We start from the raw sequence: 21,784 nt of genomic DNA on the forward strand, positions 1-21,784 counted from the left end.
TTATTTTATTGAATGCCCGAAGTCACTCCCAGTGACTTCGGCTTTAATCTATTAATAAAGAGAGTGATGCTATGTCGATTAACTATAAACTGGTCATCGATGATCTAAGAACGCAATTAGGTGATCATCCCGTGACTGATGATCCCGTTCGCCGTTTTGCCTGGTCCACCGATGCAAGCTACTTCAGGATAGTCCCAGAAGTGGTTGTCCATGCAGAAACCCTAGAACAGGTAAAGCTCACATTAGCCGTTGCCTGTAAGCATGATGCACCAGTCACGTTTAGGGCCGCTGGAACCAGTTTATCTGGCCAAGCTATCGGTGAAGGTATTTTGTTGATCCTTGGCCATGATGGTTTTAGAAAGATTGAAGTCAGTAGCGATGCCAAACAGATCACCTTAGGTGCTGCAGTCATTGGTTCCGATGCTAACGCCGTACTCGCGCCGCTTAACCGCAAAATTGGTCCCGATCCCGCCACCATAGGCTCCGCCAAAATTGGTGGTATTGTGGCAAACAATGCTTCGGGAATGTGCTGTGGTACTGCGCAAAACAGTTACCAAACTATCGCTTCCGCGAAACTTCTTTTTGCAGATGGTACTGAACTCGATACAGGCTGTGAAAAATCAAAAGCTGCCTTTGTTAAATCCCATGGAAAAATACTGGATGCGCTGACAGAACTGTCGCACATGACTCGCCATAACACAGTGTTAGCGGACAGAATTCGTAAAAAGTATTCCATTAAAAATACCACCGGCTACGGCATCAATTCGTTACTCGATTTTACCGACCCATTTGACATCATCAACCACTTAATGGTGGGGATGGAAGGCACCTTAGCTTTTATTAATGAAGTCACTTATCACACAGTGAATGAAGCTAAATTTAAAGCCTCAGCTATGGCCGTATTCCATAATATGGAAGATGCCGCACGAGCCATACCACTGATAAACGGTGAAAGCGTTTCTGCGGCTGAACTCCTTGATTGGCCATCAATCAAAGCAGTAACGGGCAAGCCAGGCATGCCAGATTGGTTATCAGAATTACCGGCCCTATCCGCTATTCTACTGATAGAATCCCGTGCTGATGACGACAAAACCTTAGAAAATTATACTCAAGATGTCACCGCGAAACTCGCCGGCTTTGACTTTATCCGCCCAATGGAATTTAGTACTAATCCAGCGGTTTATGACAAATACTGGGCAATGCGCAAAGGCTTGTTCCCGATTGTAGGTGGTGAGCGTCCAAAGGGAACCTCAGTTATCATCGAAGACGTGGCCTTTGAACTAGAGCACCTTGCTGCTGCGGCGCACGATATCACTGAGCTTTTCCATAAACATGGTTACCCTGAAGGCTGTATTTATGGCCATGCTCTTGCGGGGAACTTCCACTTTATCATTACCCCCACCTTCTCGACTCAAGCCGATATCGATCGTTTCCATGCCTTTATGGATGATATTGCCGACATGGTGATTAACAAGTACGACGGTTCAATGAAAGCCGAGCATGGTACTGGCCGTGCTGTCGCGCCGTTCGTCGAAAAAGAATGGGGACAAGATGCTTACACTTTAATGAAGAGCATCAAACAAGTATTTGATCCACAGGGTATTCTAAACCCAGGCGTGATTCTTAACGACGATAGCAATGTCCACGTTAAAAACATCAAGCCCTGCCCTGTGGTCGATGATTTTGTTGATAAATGTATCGAATGTGGTTTCTGTGAAAAAACCTGCCCAACATCGGCACTCAACTTCTCACCTCGTCAGCGTATTGCAACTCTGCGTGAAATTGAACGTTTAGAACAATCCGGTGATAAAGCCGCAGCAGCAGAAATGCGCGCCGCCGCTAAATACGATGTAGTTGATACCTGTGCCGCCTGCCAGCTTTGTACTATTGCTTGCCCAGTGGATAACAGCATGGGGCAACTGGTGCGTAAACTGCGCACGCCGTACATCAGCACTACTGAACAAAAAGTCTTAGATTTCCAAGCCAAACACTTTGGTGCAGTTAACCAAGTCATCAGTTCAGGTTTTGACATGCTTGGCGTGATCCACAAGATCACTGGCGACAACATTACCAGTGCCCTAATGAAAACCGGCCGTTTGATTTCAAAAGAAGTGCCTTATTGGAACCCCGATTTCCCGAAAGGCGGCAAATTGCCAAAACCATCCCCCGCTAAAGTTGGCCAAGAAACAGTGGTTTACTTCCCAGCCTGTGGCGGCAGAACCTTTGGTCCGACACCCAAAGATCCCGATAACCGCACTTTGCCTGAGGTGGTCGTCACGCTGCTGGAACGTGCAGGCTATAACGTCATCACGCCAGAAAAAACCCGCGATTTATGTTGCGGCCAGATGTGGGAATCTAAGGGCGACTTTAAAAACGCCGATGCCAAACGCCAAGAACTTATCGATGCAGTGAGCAAGATGACCAATGGTGGCAAGCTGCCAGTGATCGTCGATGCCTTGTCTTGCACCTACCGCACTTTGTCAGGTAATCCAAAAGTACAAATTATCGACTTAGTTGAGTTTATGCACGACAAGCTACTGACTAAGCTCAACATCAGCAAAAAAGTCAATGTGGCACTGCACTTAGGTTGTAGCGCACGCAAGATGAAACTCGAGCCTAAGATGCAAGCAATCGCCGATGCCTGCTCTGCACAAGTGCTCAAACCTGCAGGAATTGACTGCTGCGGTTATGCGGGTGAAAAAGGCTTGTATAAGCCTGAAATCAACGCCAGCGCACTGCGTAATATCAAAAAGCTCATTCCTGTCGAGATTAAGGAAGGCTATTACGCCAACCGTATGTGCGAAGTCGGTTTGACCCAACACAGCGGCATTTCCTACCGCCACTTAGCTTATCTGCTCGAAGAGTGCAGCCGCTAATCTGGTATGACAGTAGTAAACAACGGGGCTATTTTTTGCCCCGTTTGTTTATATAAGCGAACTATTCTCATTTATTTGTCATTAAGTACTTTTTGAGAATTTAAAACCTGAATAAATACATTTTAAAATCAATGTAATCATTGAGTTAAAATATTCTCATTTTTGAAAAAATCTACAAGCTCATTTACTAAATTAGGGCTACTTATTCCGCTAAGATAGGCCTATATTTGATCAACTACCTTAGCATTAGTGTGGATATTGGGTCACACTGCAAGGCAATGTCGTTCACTAACAAGAAAGAGAAAACACAATGAAAATCGCCCTTTTCATCCCGTGTCTAGTCAATCAAATGATGCCAGAGGTCGCGATTGCCACCTTGGAATTATTAGAGAAACTCGGGCACCAAGTGATTCTACCCGCGGGTCAAACATGCTGTGGCCAGCCGATGACAAACTCGGGTTGCTTCGATGCAGCACGCAGTACCACCCTTAAATTGCTCAACGCCTTTAAAGGAGTGGAATGCGACGCTATTGTTTGCCCTGCTGCCTCTTGTTTAGTGGCCGCTAAAGAAAACTTCCACGAGTTTGATAGCAGCCCAGAAGCACAAGCTGTGATCAACAAACTCTATGAACTCACAGAGTTTTTACACGATATCGCGCCGATCCCAGCCTTTACCAAGCCCTTCGCGCACAAGGTAAGCCTGCAACTGAGTTGCCATGGCATTCGCATGTTAAGCCTTGCCACCCCAAGTGAGCAAATGGGGCCAAGATTCAACAAAGTCGAAGCTGTATTGGCCAATATTGCAGGCATAGACATAGTGTATCCAGACCGCCGCGACGAATGCTGCGGCTTTGGTGGCACCTTCGCCGTCGATGAAGGCGCAGTGTCGGCCAAAATGGGCAAAGACAAGGCCCAAGCCCACGCTGCAACGGGTGCTGAGTATGTGGTGGGTTTTGATCCCTCATGCCTGTTGCACCTCGATGGCATGATCCGCAGACAGCAATTGCCGATTGAAATTCGCCACATAGCGCAAGTGCTAAACGCCGCGCTCTAGGAGACTCACCATGGCTTACAATCATAATCACGGGGCTAATGGCTCCCAAGTCCATGCCCATAAAGCCGATATTTTTTGCCGCGACGAAACCCGTGTCGACTGGCATTCAAAAGCGCTATGGATGCTCAGAGAAAAACGCGACCGCGCCGCGGGTAGCATCCCAGAATGGGAACAACTGCGCCAGCTTGGCTCAGAAATTAAGCTCCACACGCTAACCCATCTTGCTCAATATCTTGAAACCTTTGAACAAAACTGTATCGCCAACGGCATACAAGTCCATTGGGCGAAAGATGGCGCAGAGCACAATCGTATCGTGCATGACATTTTATCCCGCCATAAAGTCAAAAAGTTGGTGAAGTCTAAGTCTATGCTGACCGAGGAATGTCACCTCAATCCGTACTTAGAACAACGTGGCATTGAGGTCATAGACACCGACTTAGGTGAGCGGATTATTCAGCTCGCCAAAATGCCACCATCACACATAGTCGTGCCTGCTATCCATATGAAAAAGGAAGAAGTCGGCGAACTCTTCCATGAAAAACTCGGCACTAAAGCGGGGGGATCCGATCCCTTGTATTTAACCCGCGCCGCCCGTGCCCACCTGCGTGAACAGTTCCTTAGCGCCGATGCCGCGATGACAGGCGTGAACATGGCGATTGCCGATAAAGGCGCCGTGGTGGTCTGCACGAACGAAGGCAACGCCGACATGGGTGCTAACCTGCCTAAGTTGCAGTTGCATTCAATGGGGATCGACAAAGTGGTGCCCGATATCGATAGCGCAGCCGTCTTGCTACGCACACTGGCACGCAACGCCACAGGCCAACCTGTCACGACTTATAGCGCCTTTTACCGTGGCCCACAGCCCGAAGGTGAGATGCACATTATTATCGTCGACAATGGCCGCACTGAGATGCTCAAGGATAAAATCCTCGCAGAATCATTGAAGTGTATTCGTTGTGGTGGTTGCCTCAATACCTGTCCTGTGTATCGTCGCTCCGGCGGTTACAGCTACAACTACACCATCCCTGGCCCAATTGGTATCGCAGTGGGCGCTAAGATTGATGACACTAACTCGATTGCCTGGGCCTGTACCTTGTGTGGCAGCTGTACCTATATCTGCCCAACTAAGGTGCCGCTCGATAAGATTATTTTCCACCACAGACGCCTTAAGGCTGAAGCCGGAAAACTCCCCTATGGCAAAAACAGTTACATGCCATTAGTGGGTAAATTTATGGCAAGCGAAACCATGCTGAACTGCTCTATGAGTGTGGCGAGAACTGCGCTGCGCATTCTACCTGGTAGTCTGTTAAAACCCTTTAGCGGTGCATGGGGTAAATACCGTGAACTGCCCGTTGCCCCGAACTCCAGCTTCGAAGCTTGGTTTAAGAAACACAGGAGCCTATAAGATGTCTAGTAAACTTGAAATTCTCAATGCGCTCAAACTGTCGGCCTTAACAAATCATCCTATGCCAAGCATAGAAGTGGCGCCAAGGCTCGAAAATCTCGTCGGCCAGTTCGAGACCAACCTCAATACTGTCGCGGGTACGCTGCATAAAGAAGGTGGCATCAAAGCCCTGCAAGCCAAAGTCGATGAACTTATCGCCCAAGGGTTACAGGTCATCTCCCTTGTAGAGGGGGTCACGGCAAACCGTGAAATGCCACCCACAGCCCACGAGCTCAAAAACATAGATTATGCAGTGATCCCAGGTGACATTGGCGTTGCCGAAAACGGTGCCATTTGGGTTAACAATAAGAATCTAGGCCACAGAGTGACACCTTTTATCTGTGAAAACCTGATCTTAGCCCTGCCAACGAATAAGATTGTGCCGACCCTACATCAGGCAGCTAAAGAAATCACGTTAGCCTCAGGTGAGTTCGGGGTGTTTATCGCGGGTCCATCAAAAACCGCCGATATCGAACAAGCCCTCGTCGTCGGCGCCCACGGCGCCTGCAGCTTGAACGTGTATTTGCTCTAATGCCTCGAGATTTAATGTAACCAAGAAAATTCAAGGGTTATGGAATCATCGAAACACAAAAGCCGCCTTCATTAGCGGCTTTCTTATTGAGACTTCGCTGAATGATATTTGAGTTGTAGGCTGATAAACCACTAACACAGCTTACCAATTAACGTTTATTGACGAGCAGTTTACAGGCTTGCCATGGCATTCACTCGCCGACTCGGTGAATAGAAACCTAGGGCCTCTAAGCTTATGAACGAGAGCCATGGCCGTTCTCATGCATCCCTGCATTGCACGACATTCAGGCGTCCTGCCTATCAGATGGCGAACTGGCAGTTAAACACGGATGTTGTTCAAGTCAATCCGTGGATGCAGGGCCGCTCCATCCTGCTCTTTGATGAACGGCGCCGTCCCTAACATTTATCTGCGTACGTTAGTGACGCTTAAATACAAACCCAACATTAAGATGTTGATTTACATTGTGATATAACTACGTTCTAAGACAATCGTTAGTGATAAGCAGGGGATCTTTATCAAGTCGCTTTAACCACGTGCGATAGCGCACATACTGAGGATACCTTGGTAGTATCCTCGACTCGGTTGATAGTATTCTCGATTATGTCCATGAGGCATTTATAGTAAAGGTGAGTAAATGAACGAGGTATTACTACAAATAAAGGCGCTCACCAATGGTGATCCTTTGTTGACGGCTGTCATTGTTGGAGTATTAACATTTACGTTAATTGGACTCGTAGGCTACATGCTAAAAGATGTCCCCGCGAAGCTGTTAAGTTGGCTCAGTAGTCTGCTGTTTGTGCGGCTCACTATAGACGATAGCCATCAGGCGCGCACAGAGGTATTCAATAAACTGTCCTTTTTGATCAGTAATACTACCATTCCGTTTTTTTCACGCTCTATCTCTGAGGCTGTGTACTATGACTATAGTGTGAGTTACGACGGGCGAGTCAGTGTTAAGTCTATCGGCTACGGTATGCACCTGTTTAAATACGCTGGTTGTTTCATGTTGGCTACCCGCTCTAAGGTCGATAGTACGATGGCATACGATACTATTACTGTAAGTGCACCATGGTGGGCAAAAGATAAACTATATCGTTTTTTAGAAGATACTCGTGGAGACATCTCTACAGAGCCAAAAGTGAATATTTTCGAAGAAACCGAATGGTGTCGCTATGGCACATTGAAATCATCGGGTTTTAGTGAATTAGTGCTAGATGAAGGGTTTAAGCAGAAGTTGATGGGAGAAGTTGATAACTTCGCAAGTAGAGGGAAATCGGTTGTAAGTAAGCTAACCATACTGTTACATGGAAAAACGGGTACTGGTAAGACGGGTATAGCGAGAGCCTTAGCTGTTGAGTATCATCGCGATCTATACATATTGAATCTATCGACTGTAAATGATGCCACTATTCATAAGGCTATTAGAAAAGTACCGCCCGGAGCTATGTTGTTAATAGAGGACTGTGACTGTGTAAAGGCTACGGTATCACGTGCTGCTGAAAGCAATGTAGATAACCCACCACTCACTTTAGGTGGCGTTCTAAACGCGTTAGACGGAATCGTTCCTCTTGATGATTGCCTTGTCATAATGACCACAAATCATCTTGATAATCTTGACCCCGCGTTGATACGTAAAGGTCGTGTAGATGTCAATATTGAAGTACCACTTATCAGTGCAAAACAAGTTAATGAAGACTACTTTGAACGTTTTGGCGCAGTTCTTAATAGAACTGAGCCATTGTTAGGTTGTGAAGTCTATGAACTCCATCGCAGAGCGAACTTAAGATATGGAGTGTGTTGTAAGCCAGTGTAGATGCTCTGGATTCAACAAACCATGAGGTCATGATAGCCATGAATAACAATAAACTGATCGTCTTCAATTAGTGGTAACTGGCCGAGTTGCTGTAATCTGATTTTTAATTCAGCAAGCAGAAATACATTGTCATCCGCAAAACCGGCGGGAAAAACGGTTTTCGCAATTCTAATCGCGTTAATGGATTTATAGCGAATACACCTTTGCACAAAAAGACAATCAGTAGCCATGATCTCGGATAACACTTGATTTGAGGCTTCATAATCGAGAGGAAAGTCCTCTTCACCGACCAACTGTAGTTGCAAATACACAGGACGAGAAGCTAACAGCGTCATACATTCGCGCCATTTAGTATTATTCATCATAGAACTCATAATGTTAAATTGCTTTTTTACCCCTGATGATTAACAAGTTACCTTTGGTGTTTAACAGCCCGTATAGGGATTAAAAATGGTAGCGAATAAAGTAAGCCGCTTAAAGTAATGGGCTAGACGTAAACTCGTTTAGTACATCTTCTGAGGTTGACTCATATTCAACCACCAGTTTATGGGGTGTAAGCCGATACACTCTCACCTCAATATTCCCTCGCACAGCATAAATTAAAGCGCCGCCATAGGTTGTTTCAGGCCCAAGATCTCCTGCTGGAACTTGCTCGGCGGCGCCAATATACAGGCACCCTGACAATACTGTTAAGTTTGCAGAGAGATAATTCGAATTGAGCCCAGCCTCACCTAGCTTACGGAAAATTTCAACCTCATAACAGCCATCGGCGCCAAGTCCTATGAATAGCACATGACCTTGATTGATTTCCAAAATTTCGTCACTCGGCACAGACCACCAATCAGCCGTATCTTCACAGCGATGAGTTAATGCCGCGGGATCAAATATCGCCATTGTGGCGGTATCTGTGTCAAACCGAGTTGTTGTATAGGGTTTACTCATCATCCTTGCCCACTAACAGAAATGATTCTGACTACCTGTTTTATCCTTGATAACTCCAAACCTAAAATAGAAAAATCGCCATAATTTTAGGCCGTTACTACCACTTACTTACAACAATCCTTTACATAAAGGCTTTAGTGAACGCTTCCTTCGACTGGCGAATGTAGTTACGGGCGCTTTTGGCGTGCTGCTCCCACACGGCGCGGTCGCTAGGATCGGTAAAGGGGTTTTGCTCGGCGGCAATTGAGCGCTCAAATTTGTCGTAGAAGGTCAGCATGGCCGAAGTGATCTGATTAAAACGTTCCTTGAACTCTTGAAATTCATCAATCTTCTCAGTGGTTTTAATCATGTACTGCACTAACTCTGCATTGCTGTTCGAAGCCAATAGCGCCTCAGCTTTAGCACTGATATTGGCACTCGCCTCGGCAATCACCAGCGCGCGTGCCTGCTCGTCTTTACTCATCACTCGGCTGTAATTTTCAGGTGTGCGGGCGATACTGGCATGCTGTAAGTAACTGCGCAAATGTTTGTCGAGATCCTTACGGAAATTATCTAAGTTCTTCTGCATACTGACTAAATCATTGTCGAGTGCAGTGACTTGTTGCAGTTCTTTTTCGATTTCAGACATAAACCGTTCGGCCTGCTGATAAATTTTCAGGCCATTTTCTTCAGCAAACTTTTTATCACTACGACTTAAGTCACTGTTGTCATAATTAGAGCGATCAAAAGTCGCAGCTAAGAATGACTTAAAGGGTTCGGCAAAGGCGGAATACGCACCGGCACTAACCACGTTTAAGGTGGCAGTAGCTAAGTCACCAAAGGGTTTCACCATAGAGCCTAAACGCGCCTGTTGGAGAGGTGATGCCACACGTTTAGCGTCAGTTAAAACCGACCTAAAGGTGTTATATCCCATAGGGTTAGACATTTTATTACGCTCAGACGTCGCCAACACAAAGGTGATACTTGAATAAATAGCATTCGAGTACTCGAGGTATTGTCTTTGGCTCTCGAGCTGGGCGGCATAATTTTTACCTAAAGTACGAAATGACTCAGACTGCACTTCGTAATTCTTATCAGCTTTCAGCTTATCTAAAATCCCGCCGATAATTTTCTGCTCATTTTTTTGCAGGGCCATATCAAGGCGAATTTTACCTAAGCTCAAATCGTCCAAACTGATAGGGCCATTAATGGCCTCAATATCAAGACGGATATATTGGCGACTCGGATCATCAATAGACACTCGGTGTGCTAAATATTCGTTAGCCCCAGGGGTGATATCGATTAAAGCAACATGCTGCCACTGGGCATCGAGCTTTAATACCGGAGAGGTCAATACATTGATTCGATATTGGGTTTGAGTATTCTGGGTTTTGACCCAAAACTCTAATAGACCCGCTTCAGAAATAGGGTACTTACTGACGATACTGCTATTGCCTTCGACGCAAAGCAGCGCACTTTCACCTGTGTGAGGTTCAGCGCCTTCAAATTGACAACCCATGATCCACGACCAAGGTTGAGATAAACGATTGCCTTCGAAGTCGCTGGCAAACACTAACTCATTCTCTTTGGCACTGGCATTAACTGTCGTTAACACGCCAAGCAACAGCATAGAAATGACTGCAGTGGTGCGCATAAGGGCCTCATAAAACATAAATTACTAAAATCAACGAGCGAGTCATTCGGCTCAATACCCAGTCATATCAACGATCAATCGACCCAAAAGCCTAAGCGAACTCAGTCTATTAATTGAGGACTATAGCCTCGACTTAAGAGCACGCTTGGATAAGTCATTTTTGATTGCAGATTAAACCAGCGAAATGTACCAGAGGCCATCATCCCACGCTAGCCCTAAGTCATGTTTAACGACGAAAGATATGTGGGCAATTACAATCGGGGCCACTAATCGCCCCAATTGTAAAATTTACGTAAAACTAAACACTTATGCCCAAGCTAAAGGTTACTTGTCTCGCCCCTTGTCTTGTCAATAAATCAGGCGAAACCAATACAACCCAAAGCAAGGATTAATGCAAACGTGCCTCGACTCGCTTCATGGCGTAAAACATCCATATCGTCAAGATAGTGCTACAGGTCGCGAGCGACACCCACACACCAATCACGCCGAACGCCCATGCAAAGCAGTAGATGATCGCAGCGATAAGAATAAGCTTAGCGCCCGTCAGCATAGAAGCTTGTTTCGAACAGTTAATCGCTTGGAAGAAACTCGCACCGACTAAGATTAAGCCTTCCATAGGCAAACCCCAAAAATACCAGCGCATACCTTCAATCGCCACTGGTGTTAAATTCGGATTATCACCGGCAAACAAATACACTAACCATTCAGGGCGAGAATAAATCAGCGCTAAACCTAAAGCTGCGGTGAGTAACGTCATACCAAAAGCAATATTGCGCGCTTGTTTAACCCTGTCAAAACGCCCAGCTCCCGCGTTAAAGCTATAAATGGGTTGAGTACCAAGCGCAATGCCCTCAAAAATCAGATAGAAAAACGCTTCTGTGTAACTCACCACACCATAGGCGGCCACATGTAATGGACCGCCAACCCACAAAAAAGCCGTATTATGCAGGGTTAACACTATCGACAAATAGAGATTCATCAAAAAGCTGGGGAAACCAACGCGGGCTATATTAAGGCAATTATCGAGCTTGAGCTTCATCTGCTCAAAAGTGATTTTAAGCTGAGTGCGCGGACTGAAAAAATGCTGTAAACACAAAAGCCCCGTTACCGCCTGCGACAACATAGTCGCAATCGCTGCGCCCGCTAAACCAAAGGGGAAAACCACAATAAACAGCCAGTCTAAGAAAGTGTTTAATACACCACCCAAAATCAGCACCCAAGTCACCATGGATGGCCTGCCATCATTACGCAGCAGTGTGGTGAAGGTCATTGAAATTATGGGGAAATGACACAGTGCAAAATACCAGAATAAGTATTCGTTAGCATTTTCGAGCATCTCACCTTGCGCCCCAAGGGCAACCAAAATATCTCGCGAGAATATCCCGCCAACAAGGGCAAAAAAGCATCCCGTTAATAGACATAACGTAAAGGCATTACCCAGTAGTTTACGGGCCTTGACTACATTACCTTGGCCAAGATTGATTGACACTAATGCCGCGCTACCCATACCTATCATGGCGCCAATAGCGTATAAAATCGCGCCCACAGGGTAAGCTAGCATCATCCCCGCCAGCCCTGTTTCACCTAAATAGTGGCCAACAAAGATGCCATCAATTGTCACATATACGCCCGTCACCAACATAGAGGCTATGGTGGGTATGGTATAGCGCCAAAAAAGCTTCGCAATCGGCTCCTCGAGCAAGCTCATATCCGCAGGAGCATGATTAGATGTTGTTGCTGTCATTAGCGTTTCTCACAAAAAGGGGGGCTAGAGTCGTATCTATCTAGAAAAATGATCGGGTGAACAAAAATGCGACAATGGATTGTACCTAAAAATAGCGAGAACTCAAAGCATGTTCATTGTGAATAATTAACAATAAAGATTAATCATCACAATGACTTAAGAAGAAACAGTCCAATTTCAGCCAAATGACAAACTCAGTACAGTTCAATAACAGATGTGGGTTAATTCATCATTTTCTGCTACTTTTTTGGTGTTTAAGGCCGAATTAGGTAAAGTATCCGTTCAAGCAAGCCCATTAACGTATTTAAGCAAGATGAAATCATTAACTTTATAAATTTAAGCTTTTGATAATTAATGGGTTAAACAGAAATAAATTCAATAACAATAATAAGGGAAGGACATGAGTCAGAATAGTCCAAATGCAGGCAACGATCTGCGAGAAGTCAAACAGCTCGGCATGTGGGCCTCCATTACTAGCTTAGGTTATGTGTTTTGGTTAGTTGGTGGTATGGAGTTAGTCGAGCGTATCGCCTACTACGGTGTTAAAGCCAGTGCAGGACTGTACGCTAAAGCGCCAGAGTCTGCGGGCGGCCTTGGGATCAGCCTAAGTGACTACGGCATTATTATTTCCCTCTGGGCGATCATGCAAACCTTTGTGCCCGTGTTCACCGGTGGCATGTCTGACCGAGTGGGCTACAAAGAAACCATCTTCGGCTCCACCATCATTAAAATCTTTGGCTATCTCGTCATGGCATTCTTCCCCAGCTTTTGGGGCTTCCTTGTCGGTGCATTACTCCTTGCCATAGGCACAGGGATATTTAAACCGGGCATTCAAGGCACCTTAGTGCTGTCCACTAATCGCAACAACACTTCAATGGCTTGGGGCATTTTTTACCAAGTTGTAAACATTGGCGGTTTCCTAGGGCCTTTAGTTGCTGTGCATATGCGCCAATTGTCGTGGGACAATGTATTTTTCGCCTGCGCCGCGATTATCTCACTCAACTTCTTATTCTTACTCACCTATACCGAGCCAGGTAAAGCCGAGCGACTGGAACGCAATAAGCAAATAAAATCGGGTGAAGTCGAACAAGAATCCCTGTGGCGTGATGCTTGGCGCGAGTTGAAAAAGCCGATTGTAATCTACTATATGCTCGTTTTTTCAGGATTTTGGTTCTTGTTCAATGCCCTATTCGATGTGCTGCCTATCCATATTTCCGAATGGGTCGATACCAGCGTAATTGTCACCTCCCTCTTTGGCAGCGAAGGCACCAGCAACGGTATTCTGCAATTTTGGCTTGGCCTCAATAACGAAGGCACTAAGGTGATGCCCGAAGGCATGTTAAACCTCAATGCGGGCCTGATTATGACCTGCTGTTTTATCGTCGCGGCGCTGACGGCTAAATACCGTATTACTACCGCTATGTTTATTGGTTGTTTGCTGAGTATTTTAGCTTTTGTGTTTATCGGTGCTTTCCATGCGGCATGGTTTATCGTATTCGCGATTGCCATGTTCTCCATTGGCGAAATGATGATTAGCCCGAAGAAAAACGAGTTTATGGGTAATATTGCTCCCGAAGGCAAAAAAGCCATGTACTTGGGATTTGTGATGTTGCCCCAAGGGATCGGCTGGGGATTAGAAGGCTACTTTGGCCCTAAACTCTACGAGATTTATGCATCAAAGGAATTGTTTTCGCGGGATTTATTGCTAGAGCGCGGCATGAACAGCACTGAGGTCAGCGCCATTCCCCAAGGTGAAGCCTTTACCACTTTGGTGAGTTACACAGGTGAAAACGCACACGATCTCACCCAACTGCTATACCACAGCCATAACATTGGCATGGCGTGGTACATCATCGCCGCCATAGGGACTATCTCAGCGGTAGGGATTTACATCTATGGTAAGTGGTTACTCACACTACAAAGAGCCCAGCAAGCCGCCTAAGCGGGACTCGCTAACCTCATTCGAGGTAAGGGCGATAAAGACAAGATAAGGGCTAAATAAAGGCAAGGTGAGGAGCGATCTTCATCTTGCCTTATCAGTATCAAAAAGGACGCGTCAGCAGCTCAGGCGTAAATTGTTCAGGCGACAGCAATAAATCTAAGCTCTCGATTTGTGCATTCAAACGATTGAGATCTTGAGTCAGCGCTGGCAAGGTCAGGGTATTGTCATCGAGCTCATACACTTGCCTTAAACTCGTGTAATAAAACAGCAGTATAATCAAAGCATTCACATCATTTTGCGCCGCAGCGGCTTTAATCTTTATCAACTTGCGATAGATACGATTATGGAGCTGCTTTAATTGCCACACATAATAAATTTCGCTGAAGAAGGGTTTGTCCTTCAAGTTATAAATCACTGCGCTACACAGACCCAGACTGAAAATCACCCCTAAGAGATTCAAATGGAAATTACCTGTAGGCTCGCCCGGCACAGGCGTTGCCCCAAACAGCGCAATCAGCCCAGCACCCAAAAGCAATGACAGCACGACTAAGCTAACAACTAAAATTACGATGAATAAATTCATTTTTTTACGATACAAGGTTTTATCTATTTCCTGCAGCTTCATAACATCCCGCTCAAATAGGCCGCCTAGCGTTGGCGTATCAATCAATTAGTGGCAGAGCATACCCCAATCCCCTTTATTCGGCCTTAACTGATTTAAACGCATAACTAAAATACATTTCTCATCCTCACCCGCAAGCGATACAAATTGACACCTTTAGGTATCATTAAACGGTCTGAAGAATAGGATGATGTATCAATTGAAGATCAACGGCTTAATACCCTTACGATTCTCACTAATCTCACGTTTATCTCAAAACATAAAAATGTTAACGTGCGCCCCAATCAAGGTAAAATTTGCTAACCTTAATCTCAGTGAATTTCATCATGGTATCGCCACCTTTTGCGAGATACCTAGCCTTAAGCTCCCGCATTCAAACCACACAAGGAATGCCATGATACTCAGCAAAGGCTTTGCACAAGTCGTCCTTTTGGCGCTCAGCAGCCTTTGCTTGACTGCACAGGCCAAAGACCTGCTCGCAGTGGGTTCGAGTTTCAGTCAAATTTTTGAACTACAAGCCAATGGAGAATATACAGGCTTAGGTGTCGATATTTTGAATCGCTTCGCCCAGCAGCAAAGTGTGAACATTCACTATCAAATTACCCCATGGCGCCGCGCTATCTCTATGGTTGAACGTGGCCAAGCGGATATTCTTATTGGTCCCTACGATACCCCAGAACGTAATGCCAACTTGGTTTTTGCGGCGAAGGCATTTTACCGCGATGATATGGTGTTTTATGCTCGGGCAGACAATGAAATAGTGTGGAATGGCGACTATGCCAGTATTAAAACGCAACGGATTGGAAAAATGCAGGGCTGGAGTTATGGCACACGGTTTACTGAACAAACTAAATCATTAAATATCAATGAATTTGTCGATATTAAAAGTGGCATAGAACGGCTTTCGCGGGGTGATTTAGATTTACTCGCCACCAATAGTCGCAATACAAATGCAGTGCTCGCCCAAATCAAAATCCCTAAAGCAATTACGCCAATCATGCCGATAATCGATGTCCGAGATGGCTTTATGGCTTTTCCGAAACAAGCTAAATTTGATCCGCTAAGAACTCGTTTTGACAGCTTCTTCGAGGAGATGATCCAAAATGGCACACTCACGACACTCGGCCAAAAATACCGCGTGACCTTGCCTTACTGATCCAACCTTACTGTTCCCACCAAATCCGCCCCTCTTATCTTTGCTCACACCTGTAATAAAGAGTAATGGAGAACTCTGTTAGCTTAGACAAGCAATCAACTGCTGCTCAATCTCGTCCCAATTGACGTCGTCCATGGTAATCATTTCTAGTCTGGAATCTAAGGAGTCATCGAGTTCAACTACAGTAAACTCATGGTCAATCCAGTTAAATCCCGCAATTCCATCAGTAGTGATCATCACAGCCTTTAATCTAAGCAACACTTGCCCAACGTCGGATGACTGAGCTTGCCGCTGAATAAAATCCATTAATTTATCAAAATCAAATTCTTGGCTCGGTTCAAACACCCAACCGCAGCTAAAACAACCTTCACCTTGATTCTGCTTTCGCACTATACCGCGATCATCAAAATCAAGTGCGGCTTCGATTGCACCTTCGGCAAAGAGGCTCAACTCACTCAAGCGCGAACCACCAGCACGAAACAAGCTTGGGGCAGTCGTCGGTAGGCTGCCCAGCTTTAGGCCCGCGCTAGCATGCCCATTTATATTGAGTGACACGCGCCTTGGTTGGTTAAGATAGTCCAGCAAAGCGCTAGGTAAAGGCTGTTGATTTGAGTGGCTCACTACAGGAATATCAGTACGTTCAATATGGCTTAAATAAGTCTGTAATTCATAGAGTAACTTAGTATTTTCAGCATCATACAAGTCAGACTTAGTTGCGATGATCACATCGGCCACTTGCAACTGTTGAATAAAATTTGCATGTTCGCGATAGCGAGGATCGTGGATCTTACGCGCGTCCACCAAACATAGGGTGCTACGCAGTGAAATCACATTCTGATAATGGGGCGCACTCAGTACTTTAATGATTTCATTAGGATGCCCAAGCCCAGTCGGTTCAATCAATAAGCGGTCAGGTTTCGCTTTCGCAATCAACTGATTGATGGCCACTTGTGTCGGTACGCCCGCGGCGCAGCACATACAGCCACCCGCAACCTCACGAATTTGTATGCCGTTATCGGAGGAATTCAGTAACCCCGCATCAATGCCGACCTCACCAAATTCATTGACCAGTACTGCCCAAATTTCATCCGCGGGTTTAGTCGCCAGCAATTGCTTAATCAGAGAGGTTTTACCTACACCTAAAAAACCTGTAATGATATTGGTGGGAATCGCTTTGATAATCATAAGGAAACTCGCTCGAATAGAAAGCTTAGCGCTCGAGTGTAGAAGTATTGGCTTTGAAGCTCAACAAAAAGCGCATCGGTGAGGATGCGCTTTTAGAATGGCGACAGGCTATGTAGCAAAATATGCAACTGACTATTCAACAGTCAAATCAACAAACTAGGCAACCGTTAAACGGCTAAGCTAATAGGTACTTTGCACTTATTAGCCTTGATTGTTGTGCTTAGCTTATTTTGACTTAACTTATTTTGACTTATTGGTGCGAGAGCCAAAACCTGACTTATTGCTCACCAAATTCGACTTAGGTTTAGTCGCATTAAACGGCTTACCTGAGCCAGAAGCAGGTTTGGCACGGCTAGAGGATTTATCGCCACTGGTTTTGCTATCCTGCGCTTTACCTTTAGCGTACTTGCCCTGACGAGACTGACCAATAGTACGATCCTGCGGCGCCTTATGGCTCCACTTTCCAATCGGCTTAATCGGTGCCGCGGGCGCATCACGGTAACGGGCAGGCAAAGGTGTGCCTTCTTCATAACCCGGTTGTACCGACACGGGCAGTTTCTGCTCAATCAAGGCTTCAATTTCAGCGAGCATTTCATCGTCAGAAGGTGAAACAAACGAAATCGCGCGACCCGTTAATCCTGCTCGGCCAGTACGACCAATACGATGGATATAATCTTCGGCAAGGAAAGGTAATTCAAGGTTGATCACCATAGGCAAGGCATGAATGTCTAAACCACGAGCGGCCACATCGGTCGCCACCAGCACCCGCAATTTACCGGCTTTAAACTCTTCCAACACCCGATTACGGGCGCCTTGTGTTTTATCGCCGTGGAATACACCTGCGGCTATGCCATCAAGCTTTAATTCTTGTAATAAATGCTCGGCGCTTTCTTTCGTGCTGGCAAACACCAGTACTTGGCGCCAATTGTTGCGGCCAACGAGTTCTGACAACAGCTCGGCTTTGCGACGTTTATCAACTCGATAGACTTCCTGCACAACTGTGGATGCGGTAGTCGTGTCAGCAACATTCACCCACTGAGGTTCATTCAGCATTTTCTCGGCGAGTTGTTTGACGGCATCGCTATAGGTCGCTGAAAACAACATGGTTTGATGCTGCGGCGCAATTAAGCGTTTCACTTTTTCAATGTCGCGCACAAAACCCATGTCTAGCATACGGTCGGCTTCGTCGATCACTAATGTGGTAACGCTCGACAAATCTAACTGGAATTGGCCAATAATGTCGAATAAACGACCAGGAGTTGCCACCAAAATATCAACGCCCTGCTCTACCCCTTTACGCTGGGGATTCATGTTGGCGCCACCGTAAACAGCTAAGGTTTTCAGTGGTAGGAACTGGCTGTATTTTTGGATATTTTCGCAGACTTGAATCGCAAGTTCGCGGGTTGGAGTCATCACCAACGCGCGTAAAATCGGTTTATCATTGCTGTCGCTTGTTAAAGACTCGGCCGCCAACTTTTCAAGTACAGGCAGAGCAAAGGAAGCCGTCTTACCTGTACCCGTTTGGGCGCAGGCCATAATGTCTTTGCCTTCAAAGGCAAGCGGGATCACTTTCTCCTGCACTTGAGTGAGTTGCTGATAGCCACACTCAGTTATCGCATTCAAAATAGGAGAAGATAAACCGAGTGTTTCAAATTTCATAGGGACTCTTTAGCTAAGTAGTAAAACTTTGATGCGAGGTGATACTCAATGCCCCAACGCGGGGCCGCGGAGTCTAGCAAAATCCGCGGCGTTTTTATAGGCAATTATCGCCACTAAGTTAATATCTCCTCAGACATGGGAGACTAAAAGCGGATCCTGTAAGTATTTTTGGCTAAATTCACCCGCAGGCACAGGTCTTGAGAACAAGTAACCTTGGCCGTAGTCACAACCTGCAGCCAACAACACTTGGCACTGCGCCTCGGTTTCGACACCTTCGGCAATCACCTTCATTCCCAACTTGTGGGCCATCACGATAATCGCCTCGCAGAGAATTTGATCGTTTGAATCGGTATCGATATGGCGGGTAAAAGATTGATCAATTTTAAGATAATCAATGTCAAACTTTTTCAAATAGGCGAGTGACGAATAGCCAGTACCAAAATCGTCCAGCGACACTTGCACACCCGCATCGCGGTAGGCCAGTAGTTTTTCGGTTACACCCATACTGGCATCCAATAACAAGCCTTCGGTAATTTCAACGCACACGCCCGCGCCTGTAATATTAAGATCTTGCAATAACTTCAACCAATCATTGAGCAGCGTGCCTTCATCACGAAATTGAATTGGGGATTTATTGACGCTGATTTGGATTTCAACCCCTAATTCATGACGCCACGCCGCACTCTGGCGAGCGGCTTGCTCGAACACCCAATTGCCGATTTCAACAATCAAGCCAGTATCCTCCGCCACAGGAATAAACTCTGCAGGCGACACAGCACCACGCTCTGCATGATGCCAGCGGATCAAGGCTTCAGCCTTGGTCACTTCACCCGTTGCTAAGGCAACAATCGGCTGATAATGCAGTTCAAATTCTTTATTCACGACCGCTTGACGTAAGTCTTGGATCAAGCGCATGCGGTATTTGGCGTATTCCTGCATCGATGGGGTGAAATAGTTGAAGCGATTACGCCCTTGATCTTTCGCCGCATACATAGCCTGATCCGCATGCTTGAGAAGCCCTTCAATACTGGTCGAATCATCGGGATATAAAGTAATCCCAATACTGACACTGATATAAGCGGTTTCTTCCCCTAACACATAGGGTTCGGCAATTCGTCGCAAAATATTCTCGGCGACGCGCTCAATCCCCTTATGGTCTTCCATCGAACTTAACACCACAGTAAATTCATCGCCGCCAAGACGCGCCACGACGTCGGCATCACGCACACAGGATTTCAATCGACTCGCGGTTTCTATCAACAGTAAATCGCCCATGGCATGGCCTAAGGTGTCATTCACTTCTTTAAAGAAATCTAAGTCCAAGAACAATAAGGCAAAGTGGTTGCGATTGCGGTCTGCATTTTTCACTTCACTGCTTAAATACTCCAACAACATGCGCCGATTAGGCAACCCCGTCAGCGTATCGTAGTTAGCTTGTTTCCAAATCAGATGCTCATTTTGCTTCTTATCGGTAATGTCTGAGAACAGGGCAACACGTCGATAGGGATGGCCTTCTTTATCATTAATGGTATTGATGGTTAACCAGATGACATATTCCTCGCCATTTTTGCGCCGCTGCCACATTTCCCCCTGCCATTGGCCTTTCTCGCGGATATCATTATTCATTTTGTTGTAAAAATCACGGCCATTAAGGTCACAATAAAGTAGCCGAATATGTTGGTCCCGCACTTCAAATTCGCGATAACCCGTCATCACACTAAAGGCGGCGTTGACGGTAATAATCACGCCCTTTTCATCGAGGACACTCATGGCTTCTGAGCTGTTATCGTAAACCAGTGCCGACAACTTTAAGGATTCTTCGATAAGTTTTGCGTCGGTAATATCGGTATAGGTTCCACACATACGCAGAGCATTGTTGTTTGCATCTCTGCTCACGACTTTACCTGTATCAAGGATCCACCGCACCTTACGGTTTACGGTATTTAAGCGGTACTCCATCTTATGTTGCGCCGTTTCGCCACGAATATGGGCCTCAATCGAATGCAGCACTTTAGGCCTGTCTTCGGCGACTATCGCATCCATCCATTGGCGACTATTAGCGTTGAGCATATCAACATCGCAGCCAAGAATATCGGCGCTGCGGGCGTTACGTTCGATACGATCATTACGAATATCCCAATCCCACACCCCAAGATCGCTACTGCTTAACACCAGTTCGAGTTGTTCACGGCTAGCGAGCACCTCTTGGTCGGCAATGGCCTGTGAGGTGATATCTAAATATCCAGCAATAACAAGCAACACGGCATTATTACCACCACGCTTACAGGCGACTGTCATATGGGTGTAAACCACGCTGCCGTCTTTAACGATAAAACGTTTATCCATCTCGTAATTATCGATATCCCCCCGCAGCATAAGCTCAAATTTCAGGGCATCCGCTTCTAAATCATCGGGATGAGTAATTTGTGCCCACGTCATCCGTAGCAATTCAGCTTCTGAATACTTGAGCATTTGACATAACCGTGGATTCACCTTTATCCACTTTTGATCTATCCCCGTTATTGCAATACCAATATTGCCCGCGTTGAATTGGCTCCTAAAAAGAAAATCATCCTGCAGACGAATTTGTTCATCACGCTCTAATTCAAAACGTCGCGATAACAAGCGGCTCAGTAGCCAAGTCGCAATTGGGAAAATGGTCAATACTGGGAGGGTCACTTTGGCGAGCAATGGCATTGCTATGCCATCGGGTAGAAATAAGAACCACAACAACATCACGATATGAACGGTATAGGCAAAGAGAAAAATTTCTCCACCTGAAATATTGGCTAACAGAGACTTACGATATTGACGCCAGATCACCCCGATTAAACCGGATGACACTATCACGCCGACGCCAATCCATATACCAGCGCCACCGATACTGATGCGATACAGCGCCGTCATCACGACAGCAACCAAGGTCGGTAAACCACCGAAAAATAGACCAGAAATACAGAGAATAACCGAACGGGTATCAAAGAAAACGCCAGGCAAATATACCCAAGGCGTACTCATAATAGTGATACCAATACCACCGATGAGCATCCCAATAATGATGCGCCACAGTAAAAAATACTGCCGCTGATGCTTTTTAGGGATCACGTCGTACAAAAAGACCAACGCCAGCAATAAAGCCGCATTTTGTACCAACGGAAAGAGAATACCTTTATCCATAACTC

15 protein-coding genes are annotated in these 21,784 nt (G+C 45.9%); 7 read left to right on the forward strand and 8 right to left on the reverse strand.

Features of this window, described 5'->3' with window-relative positions; genetic code table 11:
• Positions 1–71: 71 nt before the first annotated feature.
• The 5 genes from HGO26_RS03315 to HGO26_RS03335 all read left to right on the forward strand — a co-directional run bounded on the left by HGO26_RS03315 (position 72) and on the right by HGO26_RS03335 (position 7,719).
• Positions 72–2,876 carry an FAD-binding and (Fe-S)-binding domain-containing protein gene (locus HGO26_RS03315; RefSeq protein ID WP_168823307.1) on the forward strand — a complete coding sequence of 935 codons (2,805 nt, stop codon included), beginning with the start codon at positions 72–74 and terminating at the stop codon, positions 2,874–2,876.
• Between the two features lie 310 nt (positions 2,877–3,186).
• Complete coding sequence (locus tag HGO26_RS03320) at positions 3,187–3,930, forward strand: (Fe-S)-binding protein (protein WP_006085148.1); 744 nt, start codon at positions 3,187–3,189, stop codon at positions 3,928–3,930.
• A 10-nt stretch (positions 3,931–3,940) separates the two neighbouring features.
• Positions 3,941–5,335, forward strand: a complete 1,395-nt coding sequence (locus HGO26_RS03325) for a lactate utilization protein B (protein ID WP_168823309.1) — start codon at positions 3,941–3,943, stop codon at positions 5,333–5,335.
• A gap of 1 nt (position 5,336) precedes the next feature.
• On the forward strand, positions 5,337–5,906 hold the full coding sequence (locus tag HGO26_RS03330; RefSeq protein WP_168823311.1) for a LutC/YkgG family protein: 570 nt from the start codon (positions 5,337–5,339) through the stop codon (positions 5,904–5,906).
• A 634-nt stretch (positions 5,907–6,540) separates the two neighbouring features.
• Positions 6,541–7,719, forward strand: coding sequence for an AAA family ATPase (locus tag HGO26_RS03335; protein WP_168823313.1), 1,179 nt, complete (start codon positions 6,541–6,543; stop codon positions 7,717–7,719).
• Between the two features lie 11 nt (positions 7,720–7,730).
• Here the strand turns inward: HGO26_RS03335 and HGO26_RS03340 are convergent, their stop codons facing one another.
• The 4 genes from HGO26_RS03340 to HGO26_RS03355 all read right to left on the reverse strand — a co-directional run bounded on the left by HGO26_RS03340 (position 7,731) and on the right by HGO26_RS03355 (position 12,038).
• Entirely contained in the window at positions 7,731–8,084 is a 354-nt protein-coding gene (locus HGO26_RS03340) for a hypothetical protein (RefSeq protein ID WP_247651452.1), read from the reverse strand.
• A gap of 109 nt (positions 8,085–8,193) precedes the next feature.
• Positions 8,194–8,661: a DUF6386 family protein gene (locus tag HGO26_RS03345; protein ID WP_247651453.1), complete on the reverse strand. Its 468-nt coding sequence runs from the start codon at positions 8,659–8,661 to the stop codon at positions 8,194–8,196.
• Positions 8,662–8,782: 121 nt separating this feature from the next.
• A complete protein-coding gene (bdpA, locus tag HGO26_RS03350) occupies positions 8,783–10,294 on the reverse strand; it encodes a BAR domain-like protein A BdpA (protein ID WP_113941018.1) in 1,512 nt (503 codons plus the stop codon).
• Between the two features lie 388 nt (positions 10,295–10,682).
• Positions 10,683–12,038, reverse strand: a complete 1,356-nt coding sequence (locus HGO26_RS03355) for an MATE family efflux transporter (RefSeq protein ID WP_028760699.1) — start codon at positions 12,036–12,038, stop codon at positions 10,683–10,685.
• Positions 12,039–12,438: 400 nt separating this feature from the next.
• On the opposite strand from HGO26_RS03355, the gene HGO26_RS03360 reads away from it, so the two are divergent.
• Positions 12,439–13,980 carry an MFS transporter gene (locus HGO26_RS03360; RefSeq protein WP_028760700.1) on the forward strand — a complete coding sequence of 514 codons (1,542 nt, stop codon included), beginning with the start codon at positions 12,439–12,441 and terminating at the stop codon, positions 13,978–13,980.
• 100 nt (positions 13,981–14,080) lie between these two features.
• On the opposite strand, the gene HGO26_RS03365 is transcribed toward HGO26_RS03360, so the two are convergent.
• Positions 14,081–14,605, reverse strand: a complete 525-nt coding sequence (locus HGO26_RS03365; RefSeq protein WP_168823319.1) for a DUF3087 family protein — start codon at positions 14,603–14,605, stop codon at positions 14,081–14,083.
• A 391-nt stretch (positions 14,606–14,996) separates the two neighbouring features.
• On the opposite strand from HGO26_RS03365, the gene HGO26_RS03370 reads away from it, so the two are divergent.
• Complete coding sequence (locus HGO26_RS03370; protein ID WP_168823321.1) at positions 14,997–15,758, forward strand: substrate-binding periplasmic protein; 762 nt, start codon at positions 14,997–14,999, stop codon at positions 15,756–15,758.
• A 78-nt stretch (positions 15,759–15,836) separates the two neighbouring features.
• Here the strand turns inward: HGO26_RS03370 and HGO26_RS03375 are convergent, their stop codons facing one another.
• The 3 genes from HGO26_RS03375 to HGO26_RS03385 all read right to left on the reverse strand — a co-directional run bounded on the left by HGO26_RS03375 (position 15,837) and on the right by HGO26_RS03385 (position 21,779).
• A complete protein-coding gene (locus tag HGO26_RS03375) occupies positions 15,837–16,943 on the reverse strand; it encodes a CobW family GTP-binding protein (protein ID WP_168823323.1) in 1,107 nt (368 codons plus the stop codon).
• Between the two features lie 240 nt (positions 16,944–17,183).
• Entirely contained in the window at positions 17,184–18,602 is a 1,419-nt protein-coding gene (locus HGO26_RS03380; protein ID WP_168823325.1) for a DEAD/DEAH box helicase, read from the reverse strand.
• 129 nt (positions 18,603–18,731) lie between these two features.
• Complete coding sequence (locus HGO26_RS03385; RefSeq protein WP_168823328.1) at positions 18,732–21,779, reverse strand: EAL domain-containing protein; 3,048 nt, start codon at positions 21,777–21,779, stop codon at positions 18,732–18,734.
• Positions 21,780–21,784 lie beyond the last annotated feature (5 nt).

Origin of the sequence: Shewanella oncorhynchi (assembly GCF_012584455.1) — a bacterium.
Classification (GTDB): Bacteria; Pseudomonadota; Gammaproteobacteria; order Enterobacterales; family Shewanellaceae; genus Shewanella; species Shewanella oncorhynchi.

Coding starts and splice junctions, on each gene's coding strand:
- HGO26_RS03315 (WP_168823307.1), top strand. CDS start 72: ATGTCGATTAACTATAAACTGGTCATCGATGATCTAAGAACGCAATTA.
- HGO26_RS03320 (WP_006085148.1), top strand. CDS start 3,187: ATGAAAATCGCCCTTTTCATCCCGTGTCTAGTCAATCAAATGATGCCA.
- HGO26_RS03325 (WP_168823309.1), top strand. CDS start 3,941: ATGGCTTACAATCATAATCACGGGGCTAATGGCTCCCAAGTCCATGCC.
- HGO26_RS03330 (WP_168823311.1), top strand. CDS start 5,337: ATGTCTAGTAAACTTGAAATTCTCAATGCGCTCAAACTGTCGGCCTTA.
- HGO26_RS03335 (WP_168823313.1), top strand. CDS start 6,541: ATGAACGAGGTATTACTACAAATAAAGGCGCTCACCAATGGTGATCCT.
- HGO26_RS03340 (WP_247651452.1), bottom strand. CDS start 8,084: ATGATGAATAATACTAAATGGCGCGAATGTATGACGCTGTTAGCTTCT.
- HGO26_RS03345 (WP_247651453.1), bottom strand. CDS start 8,661: ATGAGTAAACCCTATACAACAACTCGGTTTGACACAGATACCGCCACA.
- bdpA (WP_113941018.1), bottom strand. CDS start 10,294: ATGCGCACCACTGCAGTCATTTCTATGCTGTTGCTTGGCGTGTTAACG.
- HGO26_RS03355 (WP_028760699.1), bottom strand. CDS start 12,038: ATGACAGCAACAACATCTAATCATGCTCCTGCGGATATGAGCTTGCTC.
- HGO26_RS03360 (WP_028760700.1), top strand. CDS start 12,439: ATGAGTCAGAATAGTCCAAATGCAGGCAACGATCTGCGAGAAGTCAAA.
- HGO26_RS03365 (WP_168823319.1), bottom strand. CDS start 14,605: ATGAAGCTGCAGGAAATAGATAAAACCTTGTATCGTAAAAAAATGAAT.
- HGO26_RS03370 (WP_168823321.1), top strand. CDS start 14,997: ATGATACTCAGCAAAGGCTTTGCACAAGTCGTCCTTTTGGCGCTCAGC.
- HGO26_RS03375 (WP_168823323.1), bottom strand. CDS start 16,943: ATGATTATCAAAGCGATTCCCACCAATATCATTACAGGTTTTTTAGGT.
- HGO26_RS03380 (WP_168823325.1), bottom strand. CDS start 18,602: ATGAAATTTGAAACACTCGGTTTATCTTCTCCTATTTTGAATGCGATA.
- HGO26_RS03385 (WP_168823328.1), bottom strand. CDS start 21,779: ATGGATAAAGGTATTCTCTTTCCGTTGGTACAAAATGCGGCTTTATTG.